General features: G+C 65.5%; 13 protein-coding genes. 2 read left to right on the forward strand and 11 right to left on the reverse strand.

Going from position 1 to position 15,369, the window contains the following annotated elements:
- Nucleotides 1-97 precede the first annotated feature (97 nt).
- Nucleotides 98-1,282: an NADH-quinone oxidoreductase subunit D gene (locus KEM60_RS04880; RefSeq protein ID WP_219106361.1), complete on the forward strand. Its 1,185-nt coding sequence runs from the start codon at nt 98-100 to the stop codon at nt 1,280-1,282.
- A gap of 15 nt (nt 1,283-1,297) precedes the next feature.
- On the opposite strand, the gene KEM60_RS04885 is transcribed toward KEM60_RS04880, so the two are convergent.
- The 10 genes from KEM60_RS04885 to KEM60_RS04930 form a co-directional block, all read right to left on the reverse strand.
- Nucleotides 1,298-1,792 carry a DUF3180 domain-containing protein gene (locus tag KEM60_RS04885; RefSeq protein WP_219106362.1) on the reverse strand — a complete coding sequence of 165 codons (495 nt, stop codon included), beginning with the start codon at nt 1,790-1,792 and terminating at the stop codon, nt 1,298-1,300.
- Nucleotides 1,789-2,691, reverse strand: a complete 903-nt coding sequence (folB, locus tag KEM60_RS04890) for a dihydroneopterin aldolase (protein WP_219106363.1) — start codon at nt 2,689-2,691, stop codon at nt 1,789-1,791. The genes KEM60_RS04885 and folB overlap by 4 nt, the downstream gene beginning before the upstream one ends.
- Nucleotides 2,688-3,575: a dihydropteroate synthase gene (gene folP / locus KEM60_RS04895; protein ID WP_255574245.1), complete on the reverse strand. Its 888-nt coding sequence runs from the start codon at nt 3,573-3,575 to the stop codon at nt 2,688-2,690. Before folP ends, folB begins: the two co-directional genes overlap by 4 nt.
- A gap of 8 nt (nt 3,576-3,583) precedes the next feature.
- On the reverse strand, nt 3,584-4,231 hold the full coding sequence (gene folE / locus KEM60_RS04900) for a GTP cyclohydrolase I FolE (RefSeq protein ID WP_255574246.1): 648 nt from the start codon (nt 4,229-4,231) through the stop codon (nt 3,584-3,586).
- Nucleotides 4,224-6,245, reverse strand: a complete 2,022-nt coding sequence (ftsH, locus tag KEM60_RS04905) for an ATP-dependent zinc metalloprotease FtsH (protein ID WP_219106365.1) — start codon at nt 6,243-6,245, stop codon at nt 4,224-4,226. Before ftsH ends, folE begins: the two co-directional genes overlap by 8 nt.
- Nucleotides 6,246-6,455: 210 nt before the next feature.
- Nucleotides 6,456-8,852, reverse strand: a complete 2,397-nt coding sequence (locus KEM60_RS04910) for an HAD-IC family P-type ATPase (protein ID WP_219106366.1) — start codon at nt 8,850-8,852, stop codon at nt 6,456-6,458.
- 113 nt (nt 8,853-8,965) lie between these two features.
- Nucleotides 8,966-9,517 (reverse strand): hypoxanthine phosphoribosyltransferase, encoded by a 552-nt coding sequence (gene hpt, locus KEM60_RS04915; RefSeq protein WP_219106367.1) that lies wholly within the window; start codon nt 9,515-9,517, stop codon nt 8,966-8,968.
- On the reverse strand, nt 9,518-10,537 hold the full coding sequence (gene tilS, locus KEM60_RS04920; RefSeq protein ID WP_219106368.1) for a tRNA lysidine(34) synthetase TilS: 1,020 nt from the start codon (nt 10,535-10,537) through the stop codon (nt 9,518-9,520).
- Between the two features lie 22 nt (nt 10,538-10,559).
- Nucleotides 10,560-11,654: a zinc-dependent metalloprotease gene (locus KEM60_RS04925; protein WP_219106369.1), complete on the reverse strand. Its 1,095-nt coding sequence runs from the start codon at nt 11,652-11,654 to the stop codon at nt 10,560-10,562.
- Nucleotides 11,655-11,726: 72 nt separating this feature from the next.
- The gene (locus tag KEM60_RS04930; protein ID WP_219106370.1) at nt 11,727-13,193 is read right to left on the reverse strand and encodes a D-alanyl-D-alanine carboxypeptidase/D-alanyl-D-alanine-endopeptidase; all 1,467 of its coding nucleotides are present in this window, start codon (nt 13,191-13,193) and stop codon (nt 11,727-11,729) included.
- Nucleotides 13,194-13,398: 205 nt separating this feature from the next.
- Between KEM60_RS04930 and KEM60_RS04935 the strand changes: the two genes are divergently transcribed.
- Nucleotides 13,399-13,920 carry an inorganic diphosphatase gene (locus tag KEM60_RS04935; RefSeq protein ID WP_219106589.1) on the forward strand — a complete coding sequence of 174 codons (522 nt, stop codon included), beginning with the start codon at nt 13,399-13,401 and terminating at the stop codon, nt 13,918-13,920.
- A gap of 92 nt (nt 13,921-14,012) precedes the next feature.
- Here the strand turns inward: KEM60_RS04935 and KEM60_RS04940 are convergent, their stop codons facing one another.
- Nucleotides 14,013-15,248 (reverse strand): C40 family peptidase, encoded by a 1,236-nt coding sequence (locus tag KEM60_RS04940; protein ID WP_219106371.1) that lies wholly within the window; start codon nt 15,246-15,248, stop codon nt 14,013-14,015.
- Nucleotides 15,249-15,369: the final 121 nt, after the last annotated feature.

Raw genomic sequence — 15,369 nt, forward strand, 5'->3', positions numbered from 1 at the left:
TATTAATGCTCCAGCCGACACCCGTAGCGCAACAACGCCCGCCGACCCGGGGAAACACCCCGACCCCGCCACGGAACACACCACCTAGGCTGTACCCATGCCCGCACCGACCACCGGACCCGAAATCGTCGTCGGCATCGGAGCGGCCGCCCGCTGGTGCTCCGACATCGTCCTGGAACTCGGCGAAGACCACCCCACCGCTCACGGACTGCTCCGCCTCGCCGTGCACCTCGACGGCGACAACCCCGCCGACGCCCGCATCGTCACCGCCGAACCCCTGGTCGGCCACCTCCACCGAGGCGTCGAAAAGCTCTTCGAGGTGCGCGACTACCGCGCCATCCTCGCTCTCGCCAACCGACACGACTGGCACTCGTCGTACGCCGGTGAACTCGGCATCGCACTCGGCGTGGAAGCCATGTTGGGCCTTGAAGTCCCCGCCCGCGCCACCTGGTTGCGCACCCTGCTCGCCGAATACACCCGGATCATCCACCATCTGACCTTCCTGGCCCACGCTCCCCTCCCCGGCGGTCTTCTCCCAGATGACGACACCCTCCACCAGCTCCGCGAACGTCTCGTCACCGGCCTAGAAAGCGCCACCGGCGGCCGGATGCACCCGATGGTGCTGCGCATCGGCGGGCTGGTCGCTGACATGCCAGCCGGATGGTTCGCCCAGGTCGAGGAGGACGTCGCCGCAGTCCGGGCCGCACTCCCCCGCCTCCAGGACGCCCTGGTCTCCCCTCGCGTTGTCACGGCCACCCGCGGAATCGGCGTCCTCGACGCCACCACCGCCACCGCCTACGGCGCACTGGGAGTGATCTCTCGAGCCGCTGGATTGGCCACTGACCTCCGCCGCGACGAACCGTACCTGGCGTACGACGTCCTCTTCGGCCCGGACGGACCGGGTCGGGTCGTCACCGCCGAACACGGTGACACCCTCGCTCGATGGGACGTCCTGGCTGGCCAGTGCGCTGTCTCCATCGACCTGGTCACCGCCTGCTTGGACGAACTACGCCAGATGGCACCAGGACCCGTCGATGTCCGGCTCCCGAAGGTGCTCAGAGTCCCCGAAGGTTCCCACTACGTGTCCACCGAAGCCCCCGCGGGACACGCCGGATACCTCATCGTCTCTCGCGGTGAGAAAACCCCCTGGCGGCTCGCGATGCGCACCCCCTCGTTTGCTGCAGCGTCAGCACTCCCCCACGTCCTGCCTGGTCACCGAATCGCTGACCTCGCGCCGATCATCGGATCGCTCTGTCTCGTCGTCGGAGACATCGACCGTTAACCCTGGCGCAGATATTCACCGAGACGGGCCGGCGTGATCCTCGGGATCATCCGCAGGCGGGTCGATCCGGCACCACGACTGCACCATCAAACCCACCACCACCATCACCGCCCCCACCACCACATAGGCAGCGGCGCTTCCCATCCCAGCCCGAACTGTCGCTGACGCCCCATCCGGGGCGAGGACCGCCGCATTCGCCGCATACCACCCGGCCACGACCGCTCCGGCCAACGCACTCGCCCGCGCCAGGATCAACGTGCGAAACGCCCGCAGCGGATCCAACCGTCGAGTCAGTTTTCCCCGCTTCCACAGCCGGATGGGCCAGGCAGCCACGACCAACCCGACCATGATGACCACCAGCAGCGCCGCACCCGGCCACCGCGGCAAGGGCATCCGACCCACCTGGTCGTTGACAACCCGCTGCACCAGATAGCCCACCGAGCCGGCCAGCAGGAAAGCCCACCCGATCGTCCGACCCTGCAACCCCTGCCTCTCGGAAGAACCGCTCACGACATCGCCTCCGGCGCGGCCATCACCATCACCGACGCTGCCACACTCTGCGGCCATGCCGGCCCCGGACGTACCCCGGACACGTCCAACCCCGCCACAGCCTGGGCCACCGCCTCATGTGAGGGATCTGCCACTGACCACGGCACCATCACAAAAGCCCGCTCCCAGGCCCGCGGATGCGGCAGCATCAGCTCCGGATCATCGCTGCGCACCTGACCACCCTGACGCGGGTCGACGTACTGAATGAGGTCTAGATCCAGCGTGCGCGCCCCCCAACGCACCGCCCGTTGTCGACCATGCACCGCCTCGATCTCATGCAGCCAGGACAACACCGTCCTGGGCGCTGACCTGGTCCGCAACACGGCCACCGCATTGAGATACGTCGGCTGACCCGCGGGACCACCCACCGGGTCAGTACGCCACAACGGCGATACCCTGAGCAGATCGACCCCAGGCAGGTCCCCGATACGGCGGATCGCATCGGCGAGGCGCTCCTGCGGCGACGACAGATTAGCTCCCAAAGCCACCACCACCTCCGCCTGCCGTTCCCGACGCACCGACACTGACACATCGCCGAAGGGCACCCCCACTGGGGCTTGCGGCTTATGCACTGTCACCGTGGTCGCCTCCATCAACGGAGACGCCAACACCTCCTCAGCCACCTGTTCAGCGAGATGTTCAATCAGGTCAACCGGTGCGCCAGCGACGACCGCCACCGCACGATGCGCGACCTCGGCATAACTGACGGTGTCCGCAAGCCGATCCGAATGACCAGCCCAGCTCAGATCCACCTCCATGTCGATGTCCACCAGGAACGGTTGAGGTGCCGTTTTTTCCTCCGGCAGCACACCGTGACAGGCATCGACCCGCATCCCACGCAGACTGATCCGATCAGTCATCGCTGATCCTCCCTGGCCGCTGATCCTGCGCCTTCACGACGCACCAGGTCAGCAGCGCGCATCCGCTCCACCACGCGGATCGCCGCGACCGATGCCGCGACATCATGCACCCGGACCGCCCACGCGCCAGCCTGCGCAGCGACCACGCTGATCGCCCCAGTCGCCGCGTCACGCTCTAGCGGTGGCGCCGGACGTCCCTGCGCATCGGCCATCAACATCCCCAAAAACGCCTTCCGGGAAGCACCGACCACCATCGGCAACCCCAAATCGTCCAGGTCATTGAGGTGAGCCAGCAATGTCCAGTTGTGGTCCGCAGTCTTGCTGAAACCCAATCCCGGATCCACCACCAATCGGTCCCGGCCGATCCCGGCAGCCAACGCCGCCTCCACCCGAGACCCCAGCTCAGCGCGCACCTCCCGCACGACATCGTCGTACGTCGCCAGCTGCTGCATCACCGCACCATGGGCTCGCCAATGCATGAGGATGTACGGCGCACCGCTGCGCGCCACCACGTCACACATGTCCGGGTCAGCCAAGCCACCACTGACGTCGTTCACGATCTGAGCGCCAACGTCCAATGCCGCCTGAGCCACCTCAGCGCGCATCGTGTCCACCGACACGACCGCCCCGTGCTCGGCAAGACGACGAATCACCGGCACCACCCGGCGTAACTCCTCATCCTGCTCTGGCCGTTGAGAACCCGGCCGCGTCGATTCCCCCCCGACGTCGAGGATGTCAGCGCCCGCAGCAAGCAGCTCCAGGCCGTGGGCCACCGCTGCGTCTTCGTCGAGCCAGAGACCACCATCACTGAAGGAGTCCGGAGTGACATTGACCACCCCCATCACCTGGGTGCGAGGCACATCGCCCGGGGAAAAAGACACCATCAAACCGGTCACCTTCCGCCGTGCAAGATCAGTCCCATCGCCTCAGCCCGGGTCTCCGGACGACGCAGCGAACCTCGAACCGCCGACGTGGTGGTGCGGGCCCCGGGTTTTTTCACCCCACGCATCGACATGCACAGGTGTTCTGCCTCGACGACGACGATGACACCTTGGGCCTGTAAGTGGGTGACCAGGGCATCCGCGATCTGGGTGGTGAGTCGTTCCTGGACCTGAGGTCGTTTAGCGAAACAGTCAACCAGCCTGGCCAATTTAGACAGCCCGGTGACCTGACCACTGCGATCCGGGATATACCCGACGTGGGCGACACCGTGGAAAGGCAACAGATGGTGTTCGCAGGTACTCAACACCTCAATGTCCCGGACCAGGATCAATTCGTCGTGGTCGATCTCGAAGCGACGTTCCAGGATGTCTTCCGGACTCTGGTCACGTCCAGAAAACATCTCTGCGTAAGCCCGAGCGACCCGTCTCGGAGTGTCCCGCAGACCGTCACGATCAGGGTCCTCGCCCAGCGCTGAGAGCAACTCACGCACTGCGGCCTCAGCCCGAACGAGGTCAACTGCCCGGGAAGCGACCGGACTGACAGCGGCGGCGGTGCCCCCTGAAGCAGGGGCACCGCCTTCAGTGAGCTGATCAGCCACCGATCCGTCCATCCGGTGGGTTCTGCACGATCACCGCCGGTGGGTGTTCCTCACCTGGTGCCGGTCGGTCTGGGTCCTCACCACGGTCTAGGGCCGCGCGTTCGGCCGGAGTCAGGACCGGAGGGATTTCGCTGACCGTACGGCGCTCGCTGGACAGCCACACCTGGCGGCGAGGCTGCTTGCGCACTGGGGCGAAGATCTCCGCGAGCTGCTCCGCTCCCAAGGTCTCCTTGTCGAGGAGTTCGAGGACCAGATGATCGAGGATGTCGCGGTTTTCGTGGAGGATGTGCCACGCCTCGTCGTGCGCGGCCTCGATGAGTCGACGAATCTCCTCATCGACGATCGTGGCCAGGCCTTCGGAATAGTCGCGCTGATGACCCATGTCACGGCCGAGGAACACCTCGCCGTTGTCCTGGCCGAGGCGAATCGCGCCGATCCGTTCGCTCATTCCGAACTGGGTGACCATCTTGCGGGCCATCCCAGTGGCCTTCTCGATGTCGTTGGCGGCACCGCTCGTCGGGTCGTGGTAGATGATCTCTTCCGCGACGCGGCCGCCGAGAGCGTAGGCCAGCTGGTCGAGCATCTCGTTGCGCGACTGGCTGTACTTGTCCTCCAACGGCAACACCATGGTGTATCCCAGCGCCCGTCCGCGCGGCAGGATGGTCACCTTGGTGACCGGGTCGGTGTGATTGAGCGCAGCTGCCACCAGGGCGTGCCCGCCCTCGTGGTAGGCCGTCATCTTCTTTTCCTTGTTGCTCATCAGCCGGGTGCGCCGTTGCGGACCAGCAACGACCCGGTCGATGGCTTCGTCGAGCGCCCGGTCGTCGATGAGTTGGGCGTTGGAACGAGCAGTCAACAATGCCGCTTCGTTGAGCACATTCGCCAGGTCAGCACCGGTGAATCCCGGCGTACGACGAGCTACCGCGAGCAGGTCAACCCCTGGCGCCAATGGTTTACCCCGACCGTGGACCTGAAGGATCGCGTGACGGCCCAACATGTCGGGCGCCTCCACCGCGATCTGACGGTCGAATCGACCAGGGCGCAGCAGCGCCGGATCGAGGATGTCGGGCCGGTTGGTGGCGGCGATGAGGATGACGTTCTGACGGGCGTTGAAGCCGTCCATCTCCACCAGCAACTGGTTAAGGGTCTGCTCACGTTCATCGTGCCCGCCGCCGAGGCCAGCGCCGCGGTGGCGACCGACGGCGTCGATCTCGTCGACGAAGACGATGGCCGGGGCATTCTGCTTGGCCTGGTCAAACAAGTCACGCACTCGGCTCGCACCGACACCGACAAACATTTCGACGAAGTCGGATCCAGAGATCGAGTAGAACGGCACTCCAGCTTCGCCAGCGACGGCGCGAGCCAGGAGGGTTTTACCAGTACCGGGAGGTCCATAGAGCAGGACGCCTCGGGGGATCTTCGCACCGACAGCCTGGAACTTGCCGGACTCGGCGAGGAACTCCTTGATCTCGGTGAGTTCTTCGATGGCTTCGTCGGCACCAGCGACATCGGCGAAGGTCACCGGCTCGGTGTTCTTGTCCGCGAGCTTGGCCCGCGACTTGCCGAACTGCATGATCCGGCCGCCGCCACCTTGTGCCTGGTTCATCATCCAGATGAAGAACCCAATCAGCAGCAGTGTCGGCAGGAAATTGGTCAACAGAATTGACCAGACCGACGACTGCGGCGGCTGGTCGTTGTAGCCGTTCGGGGGCTGTTTAGCCTTCAGCTCACCCAGCAGCGACTCACCGCGCTGGGGGATGTAGAGCGTGTAGACCTTGTCGACGTTTTTCAGGTCACCGACGTCCTGCTTGTTTTTCAGGGTGAGTTCCAGCCGGTCGTTGTCGACGAAAACTGCCGACTGGACCTGACCGGAGTTGATCAGTTGCTCAGCCTGATATGTCTTGACCTGGGCGAACCCTCCCCCTGGCACCAGCAGATACATCGCCATCAAGACGATGCAAAGGGTGACCACGGCGATCGGGATCGACAACCTGGGGATGCGTTTGGCGTTCATCTTCAGGGCAGCGCCCCGGACCTCCTGCTCGTGACAGCATTCACCGGGCGCCTGCCGCGGCTCCTCGCACGGTACACGAGCCGGGCCACGCCCCTCACCAGGTGACAACGGTCCGGACCGCCATCATGTTCCGTCACGGACCGTAGACATCCCCGTGAACCCACTATCGGTGGGCGCCAAGGGCCGTCGTACCGGTCCGTGACGGCCCGGTCAGTTCGACGATACGCGTCCAGAGCTCCGCCGCTCGAGATACCACACCATCTCGCACGAAGCGATGCCGATGAGGACGGCCACGGCAGCGGCGCCCAGAGCACTGACGCTCCCGATATCAAGCATCAGGAAGCGAGACAGCGGCGGGACGGTGAACATCACCACATAGGCCAAGGCACTCATCCCGAGCAGCACAAACTTCCACGGACGGTCCGGTCGAGTGACGACCTTCAGGACCCACATCGCAATTCCAATGACCACGAGCAGCACGGCCGTGGAGATCTGCTCCCGTGTGGCGTCATGCAGCTGAGAGCGCAGCACAGCGTAGGTGACGAAGGCGAGGACGCCGATGATGATGCCGGCCGGCGCGGACCGGGCCAAGGCACGACGGGCAAAGCCGGTGTGCGCACGGTCGGCATTGGGCGCCAACGACAGGATGAACGCCGGAATACCGATGGTGAACCACGCGGTGATCGTGACGTGCAGCGGCACGAAGGGGAAAGGCATCCCGAAGAGCCCCACCAGCAAGGCCAGCACACATGAGTAGAACGTTTTGGTGAGGAAGAGAGCAGCGACCCGTTCGATGTTGCCGATGACCCGGCGACCTTCTGCGACGACTTTCGGCAGAGTCGCGAATCTGTCGTCGAGCAATACGATCTGAGCTGCGGAGCGGCTCGCGGCCGACCCTGAGCCCATCGCCACCCCCACGTCCGAATCCTTCAACGCCAGGACGTCGTTGACGCCATCGCCTGTCATCGCCACGACATGTCCTCGCGACTGAAGTGCGCCTACCATCGCCCGCTTCTGTTGCGGGGTGACGCGGCCGAACACCGCGTGACCCTGCAGGACATCAGCGAGGCGGTCCTGGTCCTGCGGGAGGGTGCGGGCATCCACAGCGTCAGCGACGGACCTGGTCTCACCAATACCCACTGATTGAGCGACAGCGGCGACAGCAGCGGCATTGTCGCCCGAGATGACCTTGACATCGACGCCCTGGTCGTCGAAATAAGCGACGGTCTCCGCAGCGTCAGCGCGGACCTGTTGCGCCAGCACCACGAGCGCCAGCGGTCGAGGCTGCCCCAATCGGGTCGGGTCGTCCACGCTGCCATCAGCCTCGCTCAGCAAGACAACTCGGCGGCCGGTGGATCCGATCTCTTCGGCTTGCATCGCGATCGGTGATCCCGGCTCAGCCAAGACATCGGGGGCGCCCAGGAGCAGGCTGGTGGGACGCCCTGGCGCAGCGGCGAAAGTAGCTCCGGACCATTTGGTCGACGACGCAAACGGGGCACTCGCGGTGGTTGGCCACGGGTCGGTGGGGACCCCGACGTGGGCGACGATCGCAGCCATCGTGGCGTTGGGGTAACGGTCAGTGGCGCCGAACTGGGCGAGAAGCTCTTCCATCCGGCTTCGGTCGAACCCTGCGACGACGGGGATGACGTCGTCCAGCTGCATCCCGCCTTCGGTGAGGGTGCCGGTCTTGTCGACGCACACCACGTCCACCCGAGCCAACCCTTCGATGGCCGGCAGCTCCTGCACCAGGCAGCCATGCCGACCGAGCCGGACGACTCCGACGGCGAAGGCCACCGAGGTCATCAGGACTAGGCCTTCTGGGACCATCGGCACCAGCGCAGCGACCAAACCGAGCAGGGCGCTGTCCCGGTCGGCGTGAACGTGGTTCAGCTGCACCCAGACTGTCATCAGACCGACCGGGATCAACAGGTAGGTGACATAGCGCAGGATCTGGTCGATACCGCCACGTAGCTCTGAATCGACCAGGGTGTAGCGGCTGGCTTCCTCAGCGAGTTGAGCGGCGTACGCCTCCGACCCGACCTTGGTGGCCCGGTAGGCGCCAGCACCGGCCACCACGAAACTGCCGGAGAGCACCGGGTCGCCCACGGTTTTACCGATCGGGTCGGACTCCCCCGTCAGCAGGGATTCGTCGATGTCGAGGTGGTCGGCCTCGATGATTTCGCCGTCGACGACAACCTGGTCGCCGGGGCGAAGTTCGATGATGTCGTCGACGACAATCTGATTGCGGTCCAGGTCACTGGCCTGACCGTCTCGTCGGACGATGGGTCGGGCCTGGCCGACCACGGCCAGTGAGTCGAGGGTCTTCTTGGCCCGCAATTCCTGGATGATGCCGATGACGCTGTTGGCGATGATCAGCGCGGCGAAGAGCCCGTTTTTGAAGGAACCAGTGATCACCACAATGCCGAAGAGGACGGCGAGGATAGCGTTGATTCGGGTGAACACGTTGGCGCGGACGATGTCGCCAACGGTCCGTCCGGACCGGGGCGGCAGGTCGTTGACCTGGCCTGCCGCGACGCGTTGGGCCACTTCGGCAACGGTCAGCCCTGGGGCTGCTCGATGTCGCTCCTCGGTCACATGATCCGTCACTGCCGCGCCTCTCTGCCTCGAGCATCTCCGGCAGTTTCACGTTCGACGCTGTGCTGAGGTTCCCTGGCGGGAGGGCCGCCCCGATCCTGGTCAGCCCTCCCTGTCAGCGATGGTCAGGCGTAAACGTGCGGCGCCAACGTGCCCACGCACCGCAGGTTGCGGTACTGCTCGGCGTAGTCCAGGCCGTAGCCGACAACGAACTCGTTGGGGATGTCGAATCCGACGTATTTCACGTCGACCTCGACCTTGGCTGCCTCGGGTTTGCGCAGCAGGGTGCAGATCTCCACGGAGGCAGCATTGCGGGAGGCCAGGTTTGCTTGGATCCAGGACAGGGTCAGCCCGGAGTCCACGATGTCCTCAACGATCAGGACGTGCTTGCCGGTGATGTCAGTGTCGAGGTCTTTCAGGATCCGCACCACCCCGGAGGATTTGGTGCCTGACCCGTAGGAGCTGACAGCCATCCAGTCCATCGGTGCGGTGCCTGGCAGGGCCCGCATCAGGTCAGACATGACCAGAACGGCACCTTTGAGCACCCCTACGAGGAGAAGGTCCTTGCCTTCATAGTCGGCCCAGATCTGGCTGGCCAGCTCGTCGAGCCGCTCCAGGATCTGTTCCTCGCTGATGAGGACCTTCTCCAGGTCCCGTCCCATGTGCTCGGCGTCCACTCACGTCTCCTCATGCGATGCTGTGCGGCGGTCCGTCGTCCATTCTCGCCCCTGTTGGTCACAGATGTGTACGGCGCCGCCGCTGCGCAGGATGCGATCCCCCCCGGGGAGATTGATCGGTCCTTGTCCGTGCCAGTTGGTGAGCAGCGCGTCGAGGGCAGCGATATGCGTGGCGGTAGGGGCGCCTGCACCGATTTCTCGGGCGAGGAGGCGCCACAATCGTCCCCGCACGGCGGGGGGGTGTTGGAGCAGCTCACCGACCGGCCATGGGGGGGCTGCGGGGAGTGCTGCGCGGGCTTGTGCTGCCCAGTCGTCGAGGGCGTCGGCATCCTGTCGGGCTAGGTCAGCGCTGCGCGCTAAGGCCGCGGTCAGCCCTGGACCTAAGTCGGATTCGAGATCGGCCAAGGCGCGTCTGGCTCGGTTGCGCAGAAACCTCGGGTCTTGGTTGGTGGGGTCTTGCCAATAGTCCAGCCCGGCGGCGTCGCAGGCTGCGACAGTCGTCTCTCGGGACAGCGCCAGCAGGGGACGTTCGTACGGCGGTCGTCGTCGTGCCATCCCGGCGAGGGTGCGGGTGCCGGATCCGCGAGCCAACCCCAGAAGGACCTGTTCGGCTTGGTCGTCCCGGGTATGTCCGAGCCAGATGCGATCAGCGCCGAACTCCGCCGCGGCGTTGGCCAGGACGTCGTATCGGGCCTGACGGGCTCGCGCTTCCGGGCCACCGGAACCAGTGGCCGCGACCTGGGCCCGGCGCACCTGCACCGGGTCCAAACCCAGCTGACAGCACTGCTCAGCAGCGTGGTCAGCGACGGCCGCGGAGCGGGGTTGTAGACCATGGTCGACGATGATTGCGCCGACCTCCACCTGATGACGGGGACCTTCAAATGCGGCGGCAGCAGCTAAAGCGAGAGAGTCGGCGCCGCCGCTGCAGGCGATGAGGATGCGGCTGCCGTCGGCGAGGGCGGTGAGATGGTCCCGGACGGCACAGCGGGTCGCCGCGATGGCGGGATCGGGTCCGGTCATGGTGGGGCGCTCGTCCTCGTCGTCAGCCGTGGATACGGCGGATCCACAGCTGTGGGGCAGCGATTTCTTGGGGGGTGGGCAGATGCTGTGGGTCGGTCCACACCGCGTTGAAGTCATCGATACCGACGCTGGAGATGACCTGGCGCACAAAGTCGGCTCCGTCTCGATATTGGGCCATTTTGGCCTCCAACCCCACGAGCCGCCGCCACCACAGGTCCAGCCCGGTGATGCTGTGGCGTCGCTGGTCAAATCGGGATCTGATCTGGGCGACGCTGGGCACCACGGCTGGTCCCACCTCGTCCATGATCACGTCCGCATGTCCTTCGAGGAGGGCCATCACCGCTCGGAGGCGGTCCACTGCGTCGCGTTGTCCGGGGCTCATCATCAGCTCTGCGACCCCAGCGCTATCGGCACGTCGGACGTGGTCGAGTCCAGCAACCAGGGCGCTGAGTCGCTCCCGCATGTGCCGACCATGCGGGAGAAGATCCACCGCGATCTGGCGGGTTTGCTGGACGAGATGCTCGCGCAGCCAAGGCACTGCGGTGAACTGCACCCGGTGGGTTTCTTCGTGCAGACAGACCCACTGCCGGAAATCGGTGGGTTTCAAGTCGAGTTGGCGCTCGACTTGAACGATATTGGGCGCGACCAGTAAGAGCTGACCCGGCCGATCGGTGCCATAGGCCAGGTCGTATTGGCCGAGGACCCGGGTGGCCAAGATCGACATCAAGACAGCGACCTCACTCCCGGTCGCCGAACTGCCCACGACTCGAGTCACTCGGTGCGGGGCGGCTCGGCCATTCCGGCGTACCGCTTCATCGACTACCGGATCCAACAGGACCCGAAACGAATCAATGTTGATCTGCGCCCAGGTAGCCCGGTCCACGACCAATGCCGGGCTGCCCTCGTCGGAGCAGGCTAGCCGGGTGGCGTCGGCAACAGGTTGGCTGGCTCGACGGGAGGCATCACGCAGACCTGCGACAACGTCCCGAGCCTCGGCGGGGCGTAGTCGCGGCCCGGCCGGAGTCAACGCCCGCGCCCCGGCCGCGGCCAACGACCAGTCGACCCAGCAGGTCAGGTCAGTGTCTTGATCGCACCGTGACACGGGCTGATCGCTCATGTGGTGCATCCTTCCCTATGCCAGCGGGGGCATCCCCACGGCATCATGATGGCCTGCGCCCACCGGTCCAGGTCAGCGACAGCCGCAGTCAGCTAGTGCTGCAGCGATGCGGTCCAGTGCCGCCCGTGCCTCTTGAGTGCCGCTGGCTGGGACCTTGTCCGCAAGAGTCGCAAAGACAAGCAGTCGGCCATCGGCGTCCACGACGGTCCCCGCCAGCGAGGAGACCCCCGTGAGGGTGCCGGTTTTGGCGCGGACCAGTCCGACGCCGTTGCGGCTCTCCGGCCCAGCGAATCGGGCAGCCAAGGTGCCAGTCAGCCCAGCGACCGGCAGTCCAGCGATCACTCGGGACAGTTCCGGGGAGGCTCCGGTGGTGCCGCGAGCCACCGTCGCAGCCATGGTGGCTGCGGTGGCAGTCGTCCCGGCGGCCAACCCTGAGGCATCCACCACCCGCAACCCTTCAGCGGGCAGACCCAACTCGCCCATCCGACGGGTGATCCACTCAGCCACCGCAGAGAAAGTCGGCGAAACCCCTGCTTTGACCGCACCAATCCGTGCGAGCGCCGCGGTGAGGGTGTTATCGGATTCGGTCAGAGCGAGGGCGAGTTGCTCGGTGACTGGCGCGGAGCGCACCAGCCCAAGTTGCTCGGCGTCGGTGGCGGCAGCGGTGCGGGTAATCGGTCCGGTGACGGTGATGCCCCGGTTAGTCAGAGCGGCCTTCAGCGCGGTGGCTGTCGCCAGGGTCGGGTCGGCAGGTCCGGCGGGCCCGCCTTCTCGGGGCCGATAGGTGGTCAAGTTCAACGGGGTGACCGCGCCGGCGTATCCGGATCGGACGTCGCCAGGGTCCCAACTCGGGTCAATGCGCGGACCCGCCAGGGATCCTTCGTCCACCGCGAGGGTGACCGGTGTCTGTTGACCGTCCGGAGTGGACCGCAGAGTCTGGGCGACCTGGTCTGCTAGGTCGGCGAGCCCAGCTCGTCCGGCGATTTTGTCCGGCGATCCCGCTCCGGGCGCCAGCAGCGTGTCACCGCCTGCGACGAGGACAATCTGGTGGGGGGCGCGTCCGCGGACGACGCGGGTGTCTAGGGTCGTCCCGGCCGGAACGACGGAGGTCACCGCGGCGGCGGTGATCAGTTTTGTCGCGGACGCCGGAGTGAGTGGGACGGTGCCGCGGTCGGCGTACACGGTGCTGCCGTTGCTGCCGTCGACGACGACGACACCGACGCGTCCGCCCAATGCAGGGTCACGCAGTAGCGGGGCTAGTCGGGCACCGATCCCTTGGGCGGTTGGTGCGGGGGCTTGAGGTGATCGGGCCGGAAGCGGCAGCGCTGCTGGATCGACGGGGTGCAACCGGTCCGGGCCGCCTTGGCCGAGGCTGTACCCGGAGGGGGGGGTCACTTTGGTGCCGGTCCGGGCATCTGCCGGGGATTCCGCGGACAATTTTTCCGCGGGTCGGTCCGCACGAACCGACGTGCTCGTCCCGATCCCGGCGCCCAGGACGACGACGCACGCCATACCTGCCGCCCATCGCGCCTTGCCCACTGCAACCGTCCTTCGATCGTGTCCGAACGGTCACGACACGCCTCGGGGCGCACCGTGAGCCGGAATGCGACAGACTTGGCCCTGACCGTACCGCCGCTGACCGCGAGCGTACGACATCTGCCGAGTGACGAAGGGGACACCTATGACGGGCGACATCGAGCTGCACACCGACGAACAGGACGGCGTATCCGAGGCGGAGGCGCCGATGTTCTTCGACGTGACGGTGGAGATCCCCAAAGGGCAGCGCAACAAGTACGAAATTGACCACGCGACCGGGCGGATCCGGTTGGACCGGATGCTGTTCACCTCCACCCAGTATCCCAGCGATTACGGGTACATCGAAGACACCTTGGGTGAGGACGGCGACCCGCTGGACGCCCTCGTGCTGTTGGACTCCCCGACCTTCCCCGGGGTGGTCATCAACTGCCGGGCGATCGGGATGTTCCATATGCGGGATGAGTCCGGTGGTGACGACAAGATCCTGTGTGTGCCCGCCCGGGACCCGCGGGTCGGTCACATCCAAAACCTTGACGATGTCAACGAATTCGACCGGCTGGAAATCCAGCACTTCTTCGAGACCTACAAGGACCTGGAGCCGGGTAAGTCAGTGGAAGGGGCGCACTGGGCAGACCGGGCGACCGCAGAGCGAGTCATCCGGGAAGCCATTGAGCGGGCCAAGGACAACGGCATGACCACCAACCGCTGGCCCAACCCGCACATGCACTGATCGGCCGCTTTCCCCCGAGACCTGGGGATGCGATAGCGGTGGGGCGACCTGATCTCAGGTCGCCCCCACCGCTATCCGCGCGTCTTCGGTGTTCAGATCACCCGGCCGGCATACGGGACCAGATCGCCCCAGTAAATCGACTGGATTTGGATGGGCTCGTTGAAGGTGGGGGCAGCGATCATCCTCCCGCCGCCGATATACAGACCCACATGGTGGATGTCCCCGCCAATCTGGCCATAGAAGATCAGATCGCCCGGTTGCGCCTGATTCAAGGGGACATGTTTGGTCTGGGCCCACTGGTTGTTGGTCTGGTGAATGAGGCTGACGCCCGCGCTCGCCCACGCCATCTTCGTCAGCCCGGAGCAGTCATACCCGACCGGTCCTTCACCACCCCAGTGATAGGGCTTGCCGAGTTGCGCACGGGCATACGCGATAGCGGCTGCCGCCCCGCTGCCATTGACCGCGGGCACCGAGCCATCGATGGGATTCTCGTCGGCGGCTCGGGCTGCCGCTTCTCTCGCGGCAGCTTCGAGGAGGGCTGTCCGGCGTTGCTCTTCGATTTCCGTGCTGGTACGTCGGACCTCGGCGAGGATCGCCAAGAGTGCTTTCTGCCGCTCCACGATCCGATTGCGTTCGGTAACGGCGTCCCGCAGCTCAGCCCGGGCGGCGTCTGCGGTGTCCTTAGCTTGGCGGGCCGCAGCTTCCTGTTGAATCTTGGCTGTTGCGGCGGCACGGCTGGCAGTCGCAGCCCGTTCAGAGGCTTTATTCGCATCCCCGAGCACCGTGTTGCGGTAGGAACTCAGCACATCCAGACCCGCAGCTCGGTCAGCCACTTTTGTCGTCCCTTTGGGATCGATCAGGACCTCTAGTCCGTCCAACGAGCCACCATTCATCCAGACCTGAGCGGCTAGGGAATCTACGTGGCGTTTGGCAACTCCCGCTTCCTCAGCAGCGCGATCTGCTTGTTTCTGCGCCTCTTCCGCGGCCTGAACTCGCTGATCCAGCTCAATCTTGGCGGCGTTGGCTTTCTCCGCCGCAATGCCGGCTTTGCGGGAACGTTCTTGAAGATTGGCGGTGGCAGCGTCCAGAGCAGCGTTGATGTCAGCGACGTTGCGGGACGTGAGAGCGACCTTGGCCTTAGCTTCAGCGACCTGCTCCTGGGAGGGCGCCCCGCCAAGATCTCCAGGGTCAGCATGAGCAAGGGGCGCCACGCCCAGGGCGCTCGCGCAGAGAAGTGTGGCCAGCAGTGAGAGGGTGCGACGGGGCCGTTTCATCGCAGGGGCTGCGACTGATACGGCCGAGGTGACTCGGTGCTGGTAGGGGGCCATGAAAGACCTTCCAACGGGGACGAAGGGCAGCGGCTGACGCATCAGGCCGACAGTGGGGCTCTGCGGCCAGAATGCCTGAGGCTCAAACGAATAAGTCGCGTTATCCGTCCGTGATCTCAGG

Origin of the sequence: Austwickia sp. TVS 96-490-7B, from assembly GCF_019331795.1 — a bacterium.
Lineage (GTDB): Bacteria > Actinomycetota > Actinomycetes > Actinomycetales > Dermatophilaceae > Austwickia.